Here is an 18,454-nt window from a genome sequence, read left to right as displayed (position 1 = left end):
CTCCCCGCCCTCGCACGCGAGGCCGCCGAGGCTCCGGCCGCTGCCCGCCGCCAGCTCGAACGCTGCCGCGACACCTTCGCCTACCTGGGCGCCCGCCTGCGCCGCACGCCGCCCCGCTTCGTCGTCACCTGCGCCCGGGGCAGCTCCGACCATGCGGCCGTCTACGGCAAGTACCTCATCGAGACCACGCTGGGCCGCGCCGTGGCCTCGCTGGGCCCCAGCGTCGCGTCCGTCTACAACACGCGCTCCCTGGATCTGCACGACGCGCTCTTCATCGCCGTGTCCCAGTCCGGCCAGAGCCCCGACCTCCTGCGCATGACCGAGGCCGCCCGCGCGGGGGGCGCCGTCGTGCTGGGCTTCATCAACGACGAGGCCTCTCCGCTGGCCGCGCTGTGCGACGTGCGCATTCCGCTGTCCGCCGGCCCCGAGCACAGCGTCGCCGCCACCAAGTCCTATCTGCTCTCCGGGCTCGCCTTCCTCCAGCTCGTCGCGCACTGGTCGGACGCCGCGGAGCTGCATGACGCCGCCCGGCGGCTCCCGGACGTGCTGGAGGCCGCGGGCAAGCTCGACTGGTGGCCGGCGCTCGCGACGCTCAAGGACGCCAGCAGCCTCTACGTCGTCGGCCGGGGCAGCGGCCTGGGCGCAGCACTGGAGATGGCCCTCAAGCTCAAGGAGACGTGCCGCCTGCACGCGGAAGCCTTCAGCACCGCGGAGGTCCTCCATGGCCCGCTCGGGCTGGTGCGGCCGGGCTTCCCCGTGCTCGCGCTGGGGCAGGAGGACAACGCCGCGCAGGGCACTCGCGACGTCGTGCAGCGCATGGTCGAGCTGGGCGCGAGCGTCCACACCGCCCTGCCCGTCCCCGGCGCGCAAACCCTGCCCACGCTGCCGGACCTCCCCGCGGCCATCGCTCCGCTCTGCCAGGTGCAGAGCTTCTACTTCGCGGTGCACCAGCTCGCGACGGCGCGAGGCCTGGACCCGGATGCGCCCGCGCACCTGCGCAAGGTCACGGAGACCGTGTGATGCCCACGTCCACCGTCCTCCAGGGTGCCCGCGTCTTCACCGGGGACCAACTGCTCGAAGGTCACGCCGTCGTCATCGAGGACGGCACCGTCCGCGCCGTGGTGCCCCAGGCCGGACTCCCCACCGGCGCCACCGTGCACACGCTGCCCGGTGACACACTTCTGGCCCCGGGCTTCGTGGACGTGCAGGTCAACGGCGCGGGAGGCGTGCTCTTCAACGACACGCCCACCGAGGAGGCCGCGCTCGCCATCGCCTCCGCCATGCGCACGTGCGGCACCACCGGCCTGCTCCCCACCTTCATCACCGACGACGCCGCCCGCATGCGCGAAGCCTGCGAGGCCGCGCTCACCGCCACCGCGCGCCCTGACAGCGGCGTGCTCGGCATCCACCTGGAAGGCCCCTTCATCAGCCGCGAGCGCGCGGGCGTCCACGTGCCCTCGTTCATCCGCGCGCCCGACCCTCGCGACCTCGACTACCTCACCGCCCTGCCCCGCCGCTTCGCCGCGCATGGCGGCCGCGTGCTGATGACGCTCGCCCCCGAGTGCGTGGACGACGCCACCCTGCGCCGCCTCGCCAGCGCTGGCGTCGTGCTCAGCGCGGGCCACACCGCCGCCACCAGCGAGCGCACCACCCAGGCCCTGCAATCCGGCGTGCGCGGCTTCACCCACCTGTTCAACGCCATGCCTCCGGTGATGAACCGCCAGCCCGGCCCCGTCGTCGCCGCGCTCACCCATGACGACGCGTGGTGCGGCGTCATCGCGGACGGCGTGCACGTGCACGCGGACAACCTGCGCTTGCTCCTCAAGGTCAAACCGCCGGGCAAGGTGTTCCTCGTCACGGACGCCATGCCGCCCGTCGGCACGCCCGTCACGTCCTTCACGCTCCAGGGACGCACCATCCTGCGCCGCCACGGCCGCCTGGAGACGGAGGACGGCACGCTCGCGGGCGCGGACATCGACCTCACGGCCGCGGTGCGCCACTGCGTCCAGGTGCTCAACGTGCCGTTGGAGGAAGCGCTGCGCATGGCCTCGCTCCATCCCGCCACCTTCATGGGACTGCATGGCCACCGGGGCCGCATCGTCCCCGGCCATCGCGCGGACCTGGTGCTGTTGAAGCCGGACCTTTCCGTCCACAGCACATGGGTGGGCGGGCAGGCAAAATCCAACGCCAGCCATTAACCCGGAAAAATGGGTGCGTGACTCCTTCCGCGTGTACCGCAGGCGAGGAGAACACGAATGCGTCGTAGCAAGTGGATTGTGGGCCTGGTGGCGTCCGCGCTGACCGTCGCGGGCTGTGGTCAGGAGTCCTTCGCTCCCGAAGCCGAGGGCCCGGGCAGCGTGATGAAGGCGCCGCTGGATGCCGCGTGGGCCGCGGGCGTCGCCTACTCCGTGGGCACGCGCGTCACCTTCGAAGGCCGTGTCTACCAGTGCCGTCAGGCCCACACGTCCCAGGCGGACTGGACGCCGACGGCCGTGGCGGCGCTGTGGCTGGACCTGGGCCCCGTGACGGGCGGCGGCGACACCACCGCGCCCGTCGTCACCGCGTCGAGCAGCAAGACGAGCGTCACCGCCGCGGGCTCCATCACCATCTCCGGCAGCGCCACGGACGACACGGGCGTGACGAAGATTGAAATCCTGGAGAACGGCGCGCTCGTCGCCACCGCGTCCTCCTATACGCGAAGCTTCTCCGGCTCCGGGCAGAACGGCACGTACACGTACACCGTGAAGGCCTATGACGCCGCGGGCAACGTGGGCTCGAAGACCGTCACCGTCACCGTCGCCATTCCCTCCACCGGCGATGTCACCGCCCCCGTCGTCACCGCCAGCGCCAGCGCGTCGCGCCTCACCGCCGCCGGCTCCTTCACCGTCTCCGGCAGCGCCACGGACAACGTGGGCGTGACGAAGATTGAAATCCTGGAGAACGGCGCGCTGGTCGCCACCGCGTCGTCGTTCACGCGCGCCATCTCCACGTCCGCGCAGAACGGCACGTACACGTACACCGTGAAGGCGTACGACGCCGCGGGCAACGTGGGCACCAAGACCGTGAGCGTCGTGGTGGAGCTGCCCACGACGCCTCCGCCTCCGGGCGGCAAGCGCATCGTCGGCTACTTCACCGCGTGGGGCATCTACGCGCGCAACTACCAGGTGTCCAACGTCCCGGCGTCGAAGCTCACGCACATCAACTACGCCTTCTCCAACATCTCCCCGGACGGCAAGTGCATCCTCGGGGATCCGTTCGCGGACATCGACAAGGGCTTCGGCTACCCCGGCGAGTGGGACCCCGGCGCGCTGCGCGGCAACTTCCGCGCGTTCAAGGAGCTGAAGAAGACGAACCCGAACCTCAAGCTGCTCATCTCCATTGGCGGCTGGTCGTGGTCCAAGTACTTCTCCCAGGTCGCCGCCACCGCCGCGTCGCGCACCGCGTTCGTGAAGTCCTGCGTGGACCTGTACGTGAAGGGCCAGTTCCCCGGCGTCACCCCGGCCAACGGCGTGGGCGTGTTCGACGGCATCGACGTGGACTGGGAGTACCCCACCGGCGGCGGCCTGCCGGACAACATCAGCAGCCCCGCGGACAAGGTGAACTACACCCTGCTCATGCAGGAGTTCCGCACCCAGCTGGCCGCCGTGACGGCGCAGACGGGCCAGCCCTACCTGCTCACCATCGCGTCGGGCGCGTCGCCGGACCTGCTCGCCAACAAGCAGGAGACCGTGAAGCTGGCCGGCATCCTCGATTGGATCAACGTGATGTCCTACGACTACCACGGTGCCTTCGAGAGCACGGTCAACTTCCACTCCGCGCTCGACCGCGTGACGGGTGACCCGGGCGCCAACGACGGCTTCTACACGGACGGCTCCATCGCCAGGATGCTCCAGCTGGGCGTGCCCGCCGCCAAGATCGTCGTCGGCGTGCCCTTCTACGGCCGCGGCTGGGGCAACGTGCCCAACGTGAACAACGGCCTGTTCCAGTCCGGCGTCCCCACCAAGGGCACCTGGGATGACGGCCAGTCCGGCCTCACCGGCGTGTTCGACTACAAGGACCTCAAGGCCAACTACGAGCGCGCGGGCTCCGGCTACACGAAGTTCTTCCACCCGGAGAGCAAGCAGGCCTACGTCTACAGCCCGTCCACGAAGGTCTGGGTGGCCTACGACGACGTGCAGAGCATCAACGCCAAGTCGGACTACATCCTGTCCAAGGGCCTGGGCGGCGCGATGTTCTGGGAGCTGAGCGGCGATGACGGCAGCCTCGTCAACGCGCTCCACAACAAGCTCCACTGACGGCAGCCCCCAGGACAGGGGCACCCACACCGGGGCCGGCACGGGCATCCAAGCCCGCGCCGGCCCTGTGCGTTTTCGTGCCCCGGCCTTCACGGGCCCACCCCGCCCCACACCGGTCCGGCATAGAGTGGGGCGTGGATTGGTTGCCTGCCCGCCGTCCGGGGCCGCATGCAGGGGAAGGCCGTGACGGGTCCGCCTGTTCACTGGCGTCATCGCCCCCTGCCTGCCCCCGGGCGCCGTCGAACTTCGAGGAGAACGGATGTCGCGTTTCACATCGCTGGCCGCACTTGTCGTGCTCACCTGCCCCGTGCTGGGGCTCGCGAAGCCGAACGCGGACGACCGGGCCCGCGAGTACGCGGCCGAGGCCGTCAAGGCCGCCAACTCGCCACGCGGCGGCGCCGCGCTCCTGCGCATGCACGCGCTGGTGGATGACGTGGAGGACCTCACCCCGCTGGTGAGCACCTACCAGCAGATCGCGTCGCGCCGCACGTCGGACGTGAACACGCGCACCACCGCGCAGATATTGCTCATGGACGCGGAGCGCTCGCGCGGCCGCATGGTGCGCGCGAACGAGGTCCGCCAGTGGCTGGGCTTCGTCAACGACTACTACGTCGTGGGCGGCTTCGAGAACGAGGGCAAGGCCGGCTGCGACACGGACTTCGGTCCGGAGGCCGCCAACCTGGACCTCACCGCGCGCTACCCCGGCGCCAAGGGCCACGAGGCCACCTGGCGCAAGCTGTCCGTCACGTCCGCGGACGGCTACGTGGACCTGGCCACCGCCGTGCGCCCCAACAAGGAGTCCGTGGCGTACGCGCTCACCTGGCTGGAGGTGCCGCAGGACACGCGCGTGCCGCTGGCCCTGGGCACCTCCGGCGGCTACCGCCTGTGGGTGAACGGGCAGCTCGCGTCCAAGGAGGACCGCTACAACCTGCCGCGCCCGGACCAGACGCGCGTGTCGGTGAAGCTCAAGAAGGGCCTCAACCGCGTGCTGGTGAAGGTGTGCCAGGAGTCCGGTCCGCTGGGCTTCTACCTGCGCTCGGAGACGGCCTCCGCCCGCGCCTCGCTGCCCGCCAAGGCCCCCGCCCTGGAGCGCATGCCCGCGCCCGCGCCGCAGCCCCTGCCCACGCTGACCTCCTCGCTGCGCGCGCTGGTGGAGAAGAACCCGGACGACGCGGCCCTGCGCGGCGACTACGCCCAGGTGCTGTCCTTCTTCCGCGCGTATGACGAGCGCGAGCACACCGCCAGCGCGGAGGCCGCGCTCGCGGCGGAGAGCGCCCCCAACGACGCGCGCCTCCAGGTCCTGGCCGCCAACACCCAGACGGACGACCTCAACGAGCGCCGCCACTTCCTGGAGGCCGCCGTGAAGGCGGACCCCACCTACGCCCCCGCGCGCCTGGCGCTGGCGGACCATGAGATGGACCGCGGCCACCCGGAGCGCGTGCAGCCGCTGCTCGCCCCCCTCATGGAGGTGGAGGACGGCCGCAACGTGCCGGGCGCGCGCCTCTTGCTCGCCCGCGCGGCGGAGGCCCTGGGCGAGCGCGCCCGGGCGCACGCGCTGATTGAAGAGGCCTTCCGTCAGCAGCCCCGCGTGCCCCGCGTGGTGCGCGTGGCCGCCGCGGCGTCCCGTCAGCTGGGCCGCGCCCAGGAGGCCATGGACCGCATGCGCGTGGTGCTGGCGCTGCGCTACGACGACTCCAACACCCGCCGCCAGCTGGCCTCCATGCTCGCGGACGCGGGCAAGGTGGACGCCGCCGAGCGCGAGTACTCGAAGCTCACCGACCTGAACCCCTTCGACAACGGCAGCCGCGTGCGGCTGGCGGAGCTCAAGGCCGCCAACGGCGCCGTGGAGGAGGCCGCCGCCCTCTTCACGGAGGCCAAGGCGCTCTCCCCGGATGAACCGGAGGTCTACGAGCGCGAGGGCCGCGCGCTGCTCGCCGCCGGTCAGCGCGAGCCCGCCCTGGCCGCCTTCGAGAAGTCGCTACAGCTGCGCCCGCAGAACCCCGGCCTCAAGGAGGCCCTGCGCACGCTCAAGGGCGAGTCCGAGAGCGCGGGCACCCAGTACCTGGTGGACGCGAAGCCCCTGTCCAAGGAGGCCGAGGGCTACATGAACGAGGACGCCCTCTACCTCGTCGACAACACCTACGTGCGCGTGCAGAAGAGCGGCCTGTCCAGCCGCATGCAGCAGATGGTGGTGCGCGTGTTCAACCAGCGCGGCGTGGACGCGTTCCGCAGCGTGCCGGTGACGTACTCGCCGGACCGCCAGGAGGTGCGCGTGCTGCGCGCCCGCGTGACGAAGCCGGACGGCTCCGTGGTGGACAGCTACGGCGACGCGGACCGCAACATCAACGAGCCGTGGACGGGCATGTACTACGACGCCCGCGCGCGCATCCTGTCGTTCCCGTCGCTCTCCGCCGGTGACACGCTGGAGCTCACCTACCGCCTGGACGACACCGCGCAGGACAACCTGCTGTCGGACTACTGGGGCGACGTGGAGAGCGTGCAGGGCGTCTACCCGAAGGTGCGCTTCCAGTACGTCGTGGACATGCCCAAGGAGCGGCCGCTGTACTGGAACAAGAGCCGCCTGGCCGGCGTGGAGCAGCAGCAGGAGGCGCCGGAGTCCGGCCGCACCGTGTACCGCTTCGGCGCGAAGCACGTCTCCAAGGTGGTGCCGGAGCCGGGCATGCCGGGCTGGGCGGAGGTCGCCCAGAACCTGCACATCTCCACGTACAAGACGTGGGACCAAGTGGGCAACTACTGGTGGGGCCTGGTGCGTGACCAGCTCCAGCCCAACGCGGAGCTGAAGAGCACCGTGGACCAGGTGCTCACGGGCGTGGACCGCAAGGACCAGCTCGCCGTGGTGCGCGCCATCTACTCCTTCGTCGTCACCAACACCCGCTACGTGGCGCTGGAGTTCGGCATCCACGGCTTCAAGCCGTACCGCGTGGACCGCGTGCTCGCGCGCCGCTTCGGCGACTGCAAGGACAAGGCGAGCCTCATCCACTCCATGCTGAAGGTGGCGGGCGTGGACAGCCGGCTGGTGCTCCTGCGCATGCGCAACCTGGGCGCGCTGGACGCGGAGCCCGCGTCGCTGGCGGCCTTCAACCACGCCATCGCGTACGTGCCCAAGTTCGACCTGTACCTGGACGGCACGGCGGAGTTCCACGGCGCCAAGGAGCTTCCTTCCGCGGACCGCGTGGCCAACGTGCTGGTGGTGGACCCCAACGGCACGAGCAACTTCCTCACCACGCCGGAGGCGAAGGCGGAGGACAACAAGACGACGCTGGCCATGGACGTGGCGCTGCGGCCTGACGGCGGCGCGGACGTGAAGGGCCAGAGCAGCGTGTCCGGCCAGTCCGCGCCGGACTACCGCCGCGCCTACCGCCCGGAGTCCACGCGCAAGTCCACCTTCGAGCGCGCCTGGGCGCAGAGCTTCCCCGGCCTCACCGTGCGCGAGGTGAAGCTCAGCGACACCACCCGCCTGGACGACGACGTGACGCTGGACTTCAACATGGGCATCCCGCGCTACGCGGAGGTGCTGCCCGGCGGCAGCCTGCGCTTCCTGCCCTTCGGCACGGGGCGCACCTACCAGCAGGCGTACGCGTCGCTCGCCGAGCGCCGCTTCGACCTGGTGATGCAGAGCCCCTGGGTGAACACCTTCAAGCTGCGCTACACGCTGCCCGGCGGCTACACCGTGGCGGAGATGCCGCAGGCGGTGGAGGAGACCACGAAGTTCGGCCGCGTGAAGCTCAGCTACCGCGTGGAGAACGGCGCGCTCGTCGCCGACGGCGAGGTGGCCCTCTCCGTCGCCCGCATCAAGGCGGACGAGTACCCGCAGTTCCGTGAGTTCCTGGGCCGCGTGGACCGCGCCTTCGGCCGCCGCATCCTGCTCCAGGGGCCGGGGCAGAAGACGGCTTCGCGGTAATCGCGGACACTCGCGGCGCCTGCCTGGCGCCGCATGAGCACGGAGGGCTTGACCCGGACGCGGCCCTCCGTGCTTAAGCAGATGCATGCACCCTGCACGCGCGCTCGTCCTTGGCTGCCTGCTGGTGGCGACGGTCGCCACCGCCGGCCCGGTCGTCCAGGTCCCCGAAGGGGGACGGGCGGTGGAGGTCATCCCCAAGGGCGTGCTGTGCGGCCCCGTGCGCGGCGGCTGGGTGCTGGAGGGCCGCACGCTCAAGCCGCCCACGCGCGCGGATGACGCCAACCGCACGCTGGAGCTGAAGGTCGCCGCGGACGAGGCCTCCTGCGCCACGGCCACCGACACCGTGGTGGTGGTGGCCACCGGGCCCTTCCCGCGCATCGACAGCGCCTCCACCACGTTCTACCCGGACGACGGGCGGCTGGAGCTCAAGGGCACCGGCCTGAAGAACGTGGCCATCGCCTGGTCCGGGACACCCCGGGGCGTGGATCCGAAGACGACCTCCCTGGACGGCCAGGACTTCTGTCTGGAGCCCAACGCCCCCAACGAGTGCGCCGTCCCGCTGACGCCCGGCCTGCCCACGGACGCGACGCTGTTCTGGGTCCCCGCCTACGGCCGCAGGGGCGCGGACGTTGCGACGTACGACGCCAACGGGCGCTTCCTGGATGACGAATACTTCCGCCTGCGCCCCGGCCGCACCGTGCTCACGCGGCCCCTGGTGCAGTCCTCCGGCGTGGACCTGTCCAAGGGCCCCGGCTACGCGGCGGTGACGCACTCGGAGGCCATCGCGTCCGTGGACTGCGGCACCGCGCGCTGCGAGGTGACCGAGGGCGCCGTGTCCATCCGCAACGTGCCGGGGCTCAACCCCACGGTGTCCTTGCGCCTGAGGCTGGTGCCGCGCGTGTTCTTCGCGAAGGGGGACGCGCTGGAGACGTCCTTCTCCGAGACGCTGCCCGTGCTCGCGTGCCCCATCTCCGCGGTGGAGGGCACGGTGCTGCGCGACGCGGAGAACTCCGGGCTGGTGATGCGCCTGGACGCGTCCTGCGCGCACGACCCGCGCGGCCTCTTGTGGACGGTGAACGGCGCGCGCGTGCGGGTGGAGCGCGTCGTGAAGGCCCAGGACGGCACGTACGTGCTCCTGCGCACCAGCGGGACCAACGAGCCACAGGTCGTCGTCACCGCCATCACGTCGCGCGTGGACGGCACGGTGGTGGCGTCGGAGACGGCGGACACGCACGCCGCGCCCGTCCCCCGCGCGACCCTGGAGCTGCCCGGCCACGGCGCCATCGACTTCGTGCCCACCAACCGCCCCGCGGAGGTGACGGTGGCGTCCAACGGCGGCCTGGGCCGCTTCGTGCTGCGCCCGCTGGGCGGGGCCTACACCGTGACGGTGCGCGAGTCCGCCACGCTCATCCAGGGCGAGGCGACCTCCGGCGGCTTCGTGTCGCTGCGCTTCGGCTACCGGCTGCCCACGCTGCCGGCGGAGCTGGCCACGTCCGACCTGTTCCTCACCGACGAGCGCGTGCAGCGCGCGGTGCGTGAGGCCAGCGTGCCCACCAACGTGGAGAACCTGGTGGAGCTCGTCTGCGCGGACAAGGAGGGCAACGACGAGAGGCTCTCCCCCAGCCGCCCGCACCGGCTGGAGTACGCCATGCGCAACACCTGCCGCGTCGTCGTCCACCGCGAGCGCCTCACGCCGGAGGAGGGCAACCAGGAGATCACCCTGCGCATCACCGTGACGAAGTCCGACGGCTCCGTCCGGGGCGAGAGCAGCGTGGACCAGCGCCTGTTCCTGCGGCCCAAGGGCGAGATGCGCGTCATCCCCGTGCAGGGCAACCTGGGCCAGTACGACCGCATCCTCGTGCAGGTGGCGCACGTGGCGGACGAGTCCCGCTACGCCCTCTCCACGGTGGACCGCACGGGCCTGCCGTCCGCGCAGTGGACCGCCATCGTGCGCGGCGGCATGTTCCGCCTCTACACCATGGCCACCATCCCCGCGGGCCTCTACCGCGCGACGCAGCCCACGGGACAGCTGGCCATCAACTTCGGCGTGCTGTCGCGCCTGGCGCTGCTCAACAACGAGGGCCAGGAGCGCCTCCTGGGCATCGAGATGGGCCTGATGGGCCTGGGCCTGGTGCCGCAGTCCGGAGACATCCAGTTCCCGCCCACGCTGGCGGCCGTGCTGGGCCTGGGCCTGCGAGTGCCCATCGGCCCGGGCGCGGCGGTGGGCGCGCAGGCGTGGATTGCCCGCGAGTTCCGGGGCGACATCACCCGGCGCACCAACGGAGACCCCACCACCGACATCGTGGTGCCCTCCAGCAAGTGGTCCTTCATCTTCGGACCCAGCATCTCCGTGGGCAACGTGGGCTTCAACCTCTGAAGCCCACGGGGAGCCCCGCGGCTACTTCCCGAGCAGCGCCTTCAGGAACCGCCGCACCTCCGGCGGCCCCTCCACGCGGTACGCCGCGCGCGTGTGCTTGTTGCCCGCGTGCACGGTGATGCCGCCCGGGGGCACCGCCGCGAACAGGTCCTCGTCCGTGACGTCGTCGCCCATGGCCACCACGCGCACGTCCGGCGCCTCGCCCTTCAGCACCTCTGGCACCACGCGGCCCTTGTTGACGCCCTTGGGCCGCACCTCCACCACCCGGTCCCCGGGCAGGATGTGCATGGGCTCCTCGGAGAACTGCTCGTAGAGCAGCAGGCGCAACTCGCGCGCCTGGAGCGCGCCGAACTCCGCGTCCACCTTGCGGTAGTGCCACGCGAGCGACGCCGTCTTCTCCTCCACGAACGAGCCCGTCACCCGCGCCGCGAACGCGTCCAGCACGGGCTTCACCTTCGGCTTCCACTCGAAGGACACGCCCGGCAGCGCCTGCCATGGCTGGCCCCGCCGCATGCGCGACCACAGGCCGTGCTCCGCGTGCAGCCCCGCGGGCAGTTCGCTGAACCACGCCTCCAGCGTGTCGCGCGGACGGCCGCTCACGATGTGTACGGACAGGTCCGGCCGGGCGCACAGCTCCTGGAGCAGTGACATCAGCTCCGCGTCCGGCGCGGCCGCTTCCGGCGTGGGGGCGAAGCCCACGAGCGTGCCGTCGTAGTCCAGGAACAGCACCTTGCGGCCCGGCCCCTTCAGCTTCTCCACCGCGAGCATGCCGTCCGGCAGCGGCGGCTTCTCCGCCACGGAGGCCAGTCCCTGGAGCCGGTCCAGGAAGCTGGCCACCCACCAGTGCACGTCCCGCGTCTTCACGCCCGAGCGCAGGGAGTGCATGCGCTCCTGGCGCTCGGGCCCGGGCATCTCCAGCGCCTGTTCGATGGCGTCCGCCATGCCCTCCACGTCGTAGGGGTTCACCAGCAGCGCGTCGCGCATCTCCGACGCCGCGCCCGCGAACTCGCTGAGCACGAGCACGCCGTCCTCGTCCGGACGGGCCGCGCAGAACTCCTTGGCCACCAGGTTCATGCCGTCGCGCACGGGCGTCACCAGCATCACGTCCGCGCCACGGTAGAGGCTCACCAGCTGCTTCTCGTTGAGCGAGCGGTAGAGGTAGTGCACGGGCGTGCTGTGCACGGTGCCGTAGAGCCCGTTGATGCGGCCCACCAACTCGTCCACCGTCTCGCGGTACTCGGCATAGGCCTGCACCTGCGTGCGGCTGGGCACGGCCACCTGGATGAAGCGCAGGCGCCCGCGCAGGGCCGGCTGGCGCTCCAGCACGCGCTGCACCGCGAGCAGGCGCCGGGGAATGCCCTTGGTGTAGTCCAGCCGGTCGATGCCCACGAGCAGCCGCTCGCCGCGGGCGCGCTCCTGCAGCGTCTTCACCTCGTCCAGCACCGCGGGCTCGCGCGCCAGCGTCTCGAAGGCGGTGGCGTCGATGCCCATGGGGAAGGCGCCCACGCGCACCTCGCGCCCCTGGAAGAGGACGCGGTCGATGTCCGTGTCCAGCCCCAGGTGCCGCAGCAGCGTGCCGGAGAAGTGCCGCACGTAGCTCACCGCGTGGAAGCCGATGAGGTCCGCGCCCAACAGGCCCCTGAGCAGCTCTCCGCGCCGGGGCAGCGTGCTGAAGATTTCGGACGACGGGAACGGGATGTGGTGGAAGTAGCCGATGCGCGCGTGCGGCAGGCGCGCTCTCAGCATCCCGGGCACCAGCATGAGCTGGTAGTCGTGCACCCAGATGGTGTCGCCCGGCTGATAGTGCTTCGCGGCCAGGTCGGCGAAGCGCTCGTTCGCCTTGCGGTAGGCGTCCCAGTCCCGGTCCTGCCGGGGGACGCGGTCCAGCATGTAGTGGCACAGCGGCCAGAGCACCCGGTTGGAGTAGCCCTCGTAGAAGCGGCTGACCTCGCTGGCGGACAGGTACAGCGGCACGCAGCGCAGGTCCGCCAGCTGCTTCTCCACCTGCGCGCGCTGGGCGTCCGTCAGGCGGGAGACATCCCCGGGCCAGCCGATCCACATGCCCCCGGAGCGCTCGTGCGGGCGGCTGAGCCCGGTGGCGAGCCCCCCGGCGCTGCGCACCACGGAGACAGTGTCCTTCTCCGCCTTGACGGTGACGGGAAGACGGTTCGAGACGAGCAGGAGTCGAGCCATAGACCCACTAGCTCTATTCACCCCCTCCGGGAATGGCTACCACCTTGTGCGCCTGGCTGACGTTTAAGGGCCCCTGGCCCGCCCGTACCCAGCCGAGCCGGACCAGCAACGCGGGCTCCCTCCCGGCCTTCCAGATGAAGGCGTCCAGCACGTAGTGCGTGGCCTGCGGCAGCGCAAGCAGCGGCACCACGAGCGCCAGCACATCCGCCTCCAGGATGGGACCACTGTCGCCGAACAACACCGGACGGTCGTGCCACACCAGCACGTCCCACAACCCCTCTTCCAGGAGCGCCAGTCCCGCGAGGAACAGCAGGAAGCCCGGCAGCCCCGCACGCAGGAGCACGCCCCATTCTCCGAAGCCCCCTTCCGCGTGGCGCCCGCGTGCATAGCGGAACAGCAGCGCGAAGTACGGCACGCCGTGCAGCACCACGTTCATCACCGTGAACGCGAAGTCGTCCCGCGCCAGCACGATGCCGCCGAACCACGCCACCCACGTGGCCACCACCAGCAGCACCTTGCCGGCCTGCACGCCTTCGCCCCGCGCGATGCGCAGGAACTGGAAGCCCGCCCACAGCGTGAGCACCGCCGCGTGCGCGCCCAGCGCCGCGGTGCCCATCCACCGCGGGAGGCCGGAGAGGAAGTCGTTCTCCACGAACCACCAGAAGGAGCGAGGCAGGTTCGCGTGCCACCAGACGACGGGGCCCAGCGTGGCGGCGTAGACGGCCGCGGCGTCCAGGCGCCGCTCGAAGGCGGACGCACGCGCCTTGCGGTCATAGAGCGCCACCCAGCCGTACTGCTGGCGGATGAAGTGGAACAGCGCCACGTACGCGAACAGGCTCCAGAACGCGCCGGGAGACGCCATGTACGCGAAGACGCCCGCCGTGTACGCGGCGAGCGGCGCGCCCACGTAGAGGCCCGGGCGGCGCGCCACCTCCTCGCCGTCCAGGTACGTGCGGAACAGCGTGGACCAGACGTGCGCCACGTCCACGCCCACCACGAACAGGAGCCACGCCCACGCGGGCGTGTCCCCCACCGCGCCCAGCCACGGCGCGGCCAGCACGAAGGCCACGGACACGAGCGCGCTGCCGGCGAACACGGTGAGGTCCACGCCACGGCCGAACAGCCAGGCCTGCGCGGGAGAGAGGAGACGGGGCATCGGACCGGGAGACTAGCGCACTCTTCCGGTCCTCCCCGGTCCTGACGCACCCACCTGACTTACCCGGTAATCAACCAATCCATCGCATATGAACAGTCATTGAGGCGCAAACCGCTCGCGGCCATGACGGGGCGTGCGTGTCATTCCACGCGGGCGATTCGTTAGGCTTTGCACCGCGCGTCCTCCTCCTCGCCGGTTCCCGTCTGGACGGGCGCGCTCCCACGCCCATGAGCAACGCCTCACCGGTTCCGGCCCTCCGGAACGCGACGTCCTCCACGCTGCTCTGCCTGCTCTTCGCCGCGCTTCCCGCCCTGGGCGCCGAGCGCGCCTTGCCCTGGGAAGGGCCGGCCTTCACGGCCTCCGCCTCCGCCATGGCGGCGAGCGCCGCGAAGCTTCCCGCGCCCGCCGGAGGCGGTGACGTGGAGGTGCTGCTGCGGGAAGGCAACTACCAGGAACTGGGGCCCCACCGCTGGCGCACCACCCACCGCAACGTCTTCCGCATCCTCACCCCCGCGGGCGTGCGCCAGTGGGCCGAGGCCCGCGCCGAGTGGTCCCCCTGGCGCCAGCAGCGCCCCGTCTTGCGCGCCCGCGTCATCACGCCGGATGGGAAGGAGCACCCGCTGGATGAAGGGACGCTGCACGACGCGCCCGTGGAGGACTCGGCGCCGGACGTCTACAGCGACACCCGCGCGTTGCGCGCGCCGCTGCCCTCGCTGCGGCCCGGCAGCATCGTGGAGATGGAGTCGGTGGTGGAGGACACGCAGGCGTTCTTCGACGCGGGCGTCGTCACGCACTTCTACTTCGCCAGCCCCGTGCCCGTGCGCAAGGTGCGCCTGGCCATCGACGTGGCCCCCAGCACCCAGCTCGCGCTGCGCGTCCAGGGGCTGCCGCTGGAGCCGCTGCCGCAGCACCAGTCCGACCGCAAGCGGCTGAGCTTCGAGGGCGGCCCCTACGCCGCCGTGACGGCGCTGGAGGCGGACCTGCCCGCGGCCCAGGCCTTCCAGCCGCACGTGGCCTTCTCCACGGGCCGCTCCTGGAACGAGGTGGCCCGGGCCTATGACGCCATCGTGGAGCAGCAGCTGGACGGCGCGTCGCTCCAGGGCCGCGCCCGCGCGCTCGCGAAGGGCACCAAGGACCGCCGCGTCGTGGCGCAGCGGCTGCTGGAGGAGGTGCGGGAGTCGGTGCGCTACACGGGCCTGGAGTTCGGCGCCGCCGCCATCGTTCCCGCCCCGCCGAAGCAGGTGCTCGCGCGCCAGTACGGAGACTGCAAGGAGATGTCCACGCTGCTCGTGGGCCTGCTGCGCGGCGCGGGCATCCCCGCCCACGTGGCGCTGGTGCGCTCCGGGCGCGAGGACGTGCCGGAGCTTCCGGGCATGGGCTTCTTCAATCACGCCATCGTCCACGTCCCCGGCACGCCCGCCCTGTGGATCGACCCCACGGATCCCGGCGCGGAGGCCGGGATGCTCGCCCCGGAGCTGCAGGGGCGCCACGCGCTGGTGGCCGCGCAGGACACGCAGGGGCTCACCGTCATCGACGAGGCGCCCCCTTCGGCGAACACCGCCCTCTTCACCCGCACCGTGGAGCTGTCCGACGAGGGCCCGGCCCGCGTGAAGGAGACGCGCGAGCTGTCGGGCTCGCTGGCGGTGCAGTACCGCCGCATGCTGCGCGCGGTGCGCCCGGATGACCTGCGCCGCAACCTGGAGGCGCTGGCCACCGCGCAGTACCAGGGCACCCTGGAGGGCATGAAGCACACGTCGCTGGAGGAGGGCACCGGCCCCTTCCGGCTGGAGCTGAACGTGGCGTCCGCGCGCTTCGCCACCACGGGCTGGCGCAGCGCGCGCGTCCCCCTGCGGCTCGACTCGCCCCTGGCTTGGCTGCCGGACTCCCTGGACGACGTGCGGGAGCTGCTGCCGGATGAGCTGGGCCGCAAGCCCGCCCTGCCCGCGAAGCGCAAGGCGGACCTGGTGCTCCCGGTGGCCTACCGCGCGGAGGTGCGCTACCGCCTGCGCCCGCCCCAGGGCTTCGGCGTGCGGACCGTCCCTCGCGACGAGACGCTGTCCCTGGGGCCCGCCACGCTCGCGCTGGGCTACACGCGCGAGTCCGACGGCGGCCTCACCGCCACCTTCCGCTTCGACACCGTGAAGCGCCGCTACACGCCGGACGAGGTGACGGCCTTCCGCACGGCGCTGGCCACGTTCGCGCACCGGGCGCCGCTGGCGGTGGAGTTCGAGGACCGGGGCGCCCGGCTGGTGGAGGCGGGGCGGGTGAAGGACGGCCTGGACCTCTACGAGAAGCGGCTCACGTCGCGCGCGGATTCGGCGCAGGTGCGCGCGCGCTACGCCGGCACGCTCCTGCGGCTGGGCTTTGGCGAGCAGGCCCGCATCGAGGCGCGCCGCGCCGTGGAGCAGCGGCCGTCCTCGCCGCTGGTCCACCACGTGCTCGCGTGGGTCCTGCAGCATGACTCGCAGGGCCAGCGGCTGCGGCCGGGCGCGGACCTGGAAGGCGCGGTGGCGGCATGCCGCAAGGCCATCTCGCTGGAGCCGGACAACGTCGCCGCGAACGCGCTCCTGGCGGACCTGCTGGAGCACAACCGCGAGGGCGAGCACTTCGGCCGGGGCGCGCCCCTCGCCGAGGCGGTGGCCACCTGGCGCCACCTGCGCGATGACCTGCACGCCCAGGACGTGGACGACCGGCTCATCGCGGCCCTGTTCCGCTCGGGCGCTACCGCCGAGGCGATGGAGGCCGCGCGCAAGGCCGCGCCCTCCGACCTGCGCACGAAGGTGCTGGTGATGACCACGGCGGAACGCCAGGGCATCCCGGCGGCCATCGCGGCGGCGGACCTCGAATTCGAGGGGCCGGACGAGCGCCGCCAGGCGCTGGCGCTCGCGGGCAACCACCTGCTCACGCGGGGCCGCGCGGGTGACGCGGTGAAGCTCTTCGAGGCGGCGCTCAAGGGCGCCTACGATCCGGACCGCCAGTTCCAGCTGGAGCTGGCGAAGAACGCCCGCGACGGCAAGAACACGAAGGAGGAGAAGGGGCCGGAGGCGCTGGTGCGCCGCATCGTCAAGGCGGCCTGGACGGCGCGCGACGCGAAGGAGTTCAAGGCCACCATCCGTCCCCTGCTGTCCAACCGCGACCGCGAGGACAGCACGCTGGACCGCAAGCTGGAGCTGCTCCAGGCCCAGGCCTCGCGCTTCGCGCGAACCTCCCTGGACACCGTGGGCGAGTCCTCCATGGCGGACCTCGCGGTGGCCGCGCTCGACCTCAAGGTGGAGGGCCAGGAGAAGGTCGGCTACCGGGTGCGGCTGAAGTTCCTGCTGGGCGCGCAGGTGTACGAGGACGCCTGGTACATCGTGAACGAGAGCAACCAGCTGCGCCTGCTGGGCTCGGTGACGGATCCGCGCCCGCTGGGAGCGGAGGCGCTGCGGTGGCTGGATGCCGGCAAGCTCAAGCAGGCCCTGGTGTGGCTTGAATGGGCCGTGGCGGACACCCGCGCGGTGGAACCGTCGGGCCTGGCCCCGCTGGCCTCCTTCGCGAACACGCTGCGGGGCTTCTCCGGCGCGGAGGGCGTGACGCACCTGCGCGCCGCCTGCGCCTACCTGGGCGCGAGCACGGGGGACGCGCGAGTCCTCGCCGCGCTGCGGGCCCAGGCGCAGTACGCGTCGGGCGAGGAGCGGCACCGGCTGATGATGGCGCTGGCGGTGGCCATGCGGGCGAGCGGCCAGAGCCCGAACGCCGAGGTCATCCTGGACGAGGTGCGCTCGGACGTGCCGCAGTCCGCGGATGCCTTCTGGCTCAAGCGCGAGATGCTCTCCGAGCGCGGCCGGTGGGCGGAGCTGCGCCAGGTGTCCGACAGCCGGCTCGGGCTGCTGCACACGGACAGCCTGGGCTTCGAGTCGCTGATGCTGGCCTCCCTGAACCTGGGCGACTGGTCGAGGCTGGACGAAGCCACGCGCGAGCTGATGGACCTGGGGGGCGCGGGGGCGGACGCGTACCGGACCCTGGCCTGGGCCGCGCTGCACCGCGGCCGGGTGAAGTCCGAGGACATCGCGTGGGCCCAGAAGGCCGTGCGCCTGGGCGCGGAAGGTGACACGACGCCCACCGCCCTGCTCGCCGCGCTGCTGGTGGAGTCCGGCAAGCTGGTGGAGGCACGAAAGCTGGTGGACGACGCCATGGACCTGGGCGGCGCGGACACGCCGACGGACGCGGGCCTCGTCTACGTGAAGGCCCGGCTCGCGGAGTCCTTCGGGCTGACGGAAGCGGCCCGAGCCCTCTACCGCGCGGTTCCCCGCGGCGACACGTCCGACGCGCGCTCGTTCCACCGGCTGGCGCAGGCCCGTCTCAATCGCGGCCGGGGCGCCACGTCCCCCACGACCGCGACCCGGACGGAGTGAGCGGTATGTGGGTTCCCACATGGGTCCGCTGACACCGGATGCTTTCTGCCTGATCAGAAAATGCGACTGGCAGCGGCGCTGTCGGACAGCCGCCGTGAAATCTTCCTGAGACAAAGG

The 18,454-nt window shown here is 71.8% G+C and carries 8 protein-coding genes; 6 read left to right on the top strand and 2 right to left on the bottom strand.

What is annotated here, in order from left to right; all coding sequences use genetic code 11:
- The 5 genes from D7V80_RS23685 to D7V80_RS23665 all read left to right on the top strand — a co-directional run.
- A partial coding sequence (locus D7V80_RS23685) for an SIS domain-containing protein (protein ID WP_147447195.1) occupies window positions 1-1,020 on the top strand: 1,020 nt, incomplete at its 5' end.
- The gene (nagA, locus tag D7V80_RS23680; RefSeq protein WP_120590315.1) at window positions 1,020-2,198 is read left to right on the top strand and encodes an N-acetylglucosamine-6-phosphate deacetylase; all 1,179 of its coding nucleotides are present in this window, start codon (window positions 1,020-1,022) and stop codon (window positions 2,196-2,198) included. The genes D7V80_RS23685 and nagA, both read left to right, overlap by 1 nt.
- A 57-nt stretch (window positions 2,199-2,255) precedes the next feature.
- Window positions 2,256-4,295 carry a glycosyl hydrolase family 18 protein gene (locus D7V80_RS23675; RefSeq protein ID WP_120590314.1) on the top strand — a complete coding sequence of 680 codons (2,040 nt, stop codon included), beginning with the start codon at window positions 2,256-2,258 and terminating at the stop codon, window positions 4,293-4,295.
- 259 nt (window positions 4,296-4,554) lie between these two features.
- Complete coding sequence (locus tag D7V80_RS23670) at window positions 4,555-8,217, top strand: DUF3857 domain-containing protein (protein ID WP_120590313.1); 3,663 nt, start codon at window positions 4,555-4,557, stop codon at window positions 8,215-8,217.
- Between the two features lie 85 nt (window positions 8,218-8,302).
- Complete coding sequence (locus D7V80_RS23665; protein WP_199738815.1) at window positions 8,303-10,594, top strand: hypothetical protein; 2,292 nt, start codon at window positions 8,303-8,305, stop codon at window positions 10,592-10,594.
- Between the two features lie 21 nt (window positions 10,595-10,615).
- Here D7V80_RS23665 and D7V80_RS23660 read toward each other — a convergent pair whose 3' ends face one another.
- Both D7V80_RS23660 and D7V80_RS23655 read right to left on the bottom strand, forming a co-directional pair.
- Entirely contained in the window at window positions 10,616-12,787 is a 2,172-nt protein-coding gene (locus D7V80_RS23660; RefSeq protein ID WP_120590312.1) for a bifunctional alpha,alpha-trehalose-phosphate synthase (UDP-forming)/trehalose-phosphatase, read from the bottom strand.
- 13 nt (window positions 12,788-12,800) lie between these two features.
- The gene (locus D7V80_RS23655) at window positions 12,801-13,943 is read right to left on the bottom strand and encodes a hypothetical protein (protein ID WP_120590311.1); all 1,143 of its coding nucleotides are present in this window, start codon (window positions 13,941-13,943) and stop codon (window positions 12,801-12,803) included.
- Window positions 13,944-14,170: 227 nt separating this feature from the next.
- Between D7V80_RS23655 and D7V80_RS23650 the strand changes: the two genes are divergently transcribed.
- Entirely contained in the window at window positions 14,171-18,337 is a 4,167-nt protein-coding gene (locus D7V80_RS23650; RefSeq protein WP_120590310.1) for a DUF3857 domain-containing protein, read from the top strand.
- The last annotated feature ends 117 nt before the right edge of the window (window positions 18,338-18,454 follow it).

The organism is Corallococcus sp. CA054B, assembly GCF_003611625.1.
Lineage (GTDB): Bacteria > Myxococcota > Myxococcia > Myxococcales > Myxococcaceae > Corallococcus > Corallococcus coralloides.
This window is presented reverse-complemented; position numbering and strand designations above follow the sequence as displayed.

What these genes read in the sequence shown, in the direction of transcription:
- nagA (WP_120590315.1), top strand. Translation starts at nt 1,020, where the DNA reads ATGCCCACGTCCACCGTCCTCCAGGGTGCCCGCGTCTTCACCGGGGAC.
- D7V80_RS23675 (WP_120590314.1), top strand. Translation starts at nt 2,256, where the DNA reads ATGCGTCGTAGCAAGTGGATTGTGGGCCTGGTGGCGTCCGCGCTGACC.
- D7V80_RS23670 (WP_120590313.1), top strand. Translation starts at nt 4,555, where the DNA reads ATGTCGCGTTTCACATCGCTGGCCGCACTTGTCGTGCTCACCTGCCCC.
- D7V80_RS23665 (WP_199738815.1), top strand. Translation starts at nt 8,303, where the DNA reads ATGCACCCTGCACGCGCGCTCGTCCTTGGCTGCCTGCTGGTGGCGACG.
- D7V80_RS23660 (WP_120590312.1), bottom strand. Translation starts at nt 12,787, where the DNA reads ATGGCTCGACTCCTGCTCGTCTCGAACCGTCTTCCCGTCACCGTCAAG.
- D7V80_RS23655 (WP_120590311.1), bottom strand. Translation starts at nt 13,943, where the DNA reads ATGCCCCGTCTCCTCTCTCCCGCGCAGGCCTGGCTGTTCGGCCGTGGC.
- D7V80_RS23650 (WP_120590310.1), top strand. Translation starts at nt 14,171, where the DNA reads ATGAGCAACGCCTCACCGGTTCCGGCCCTCCGGAACGCGACGTCCTCC.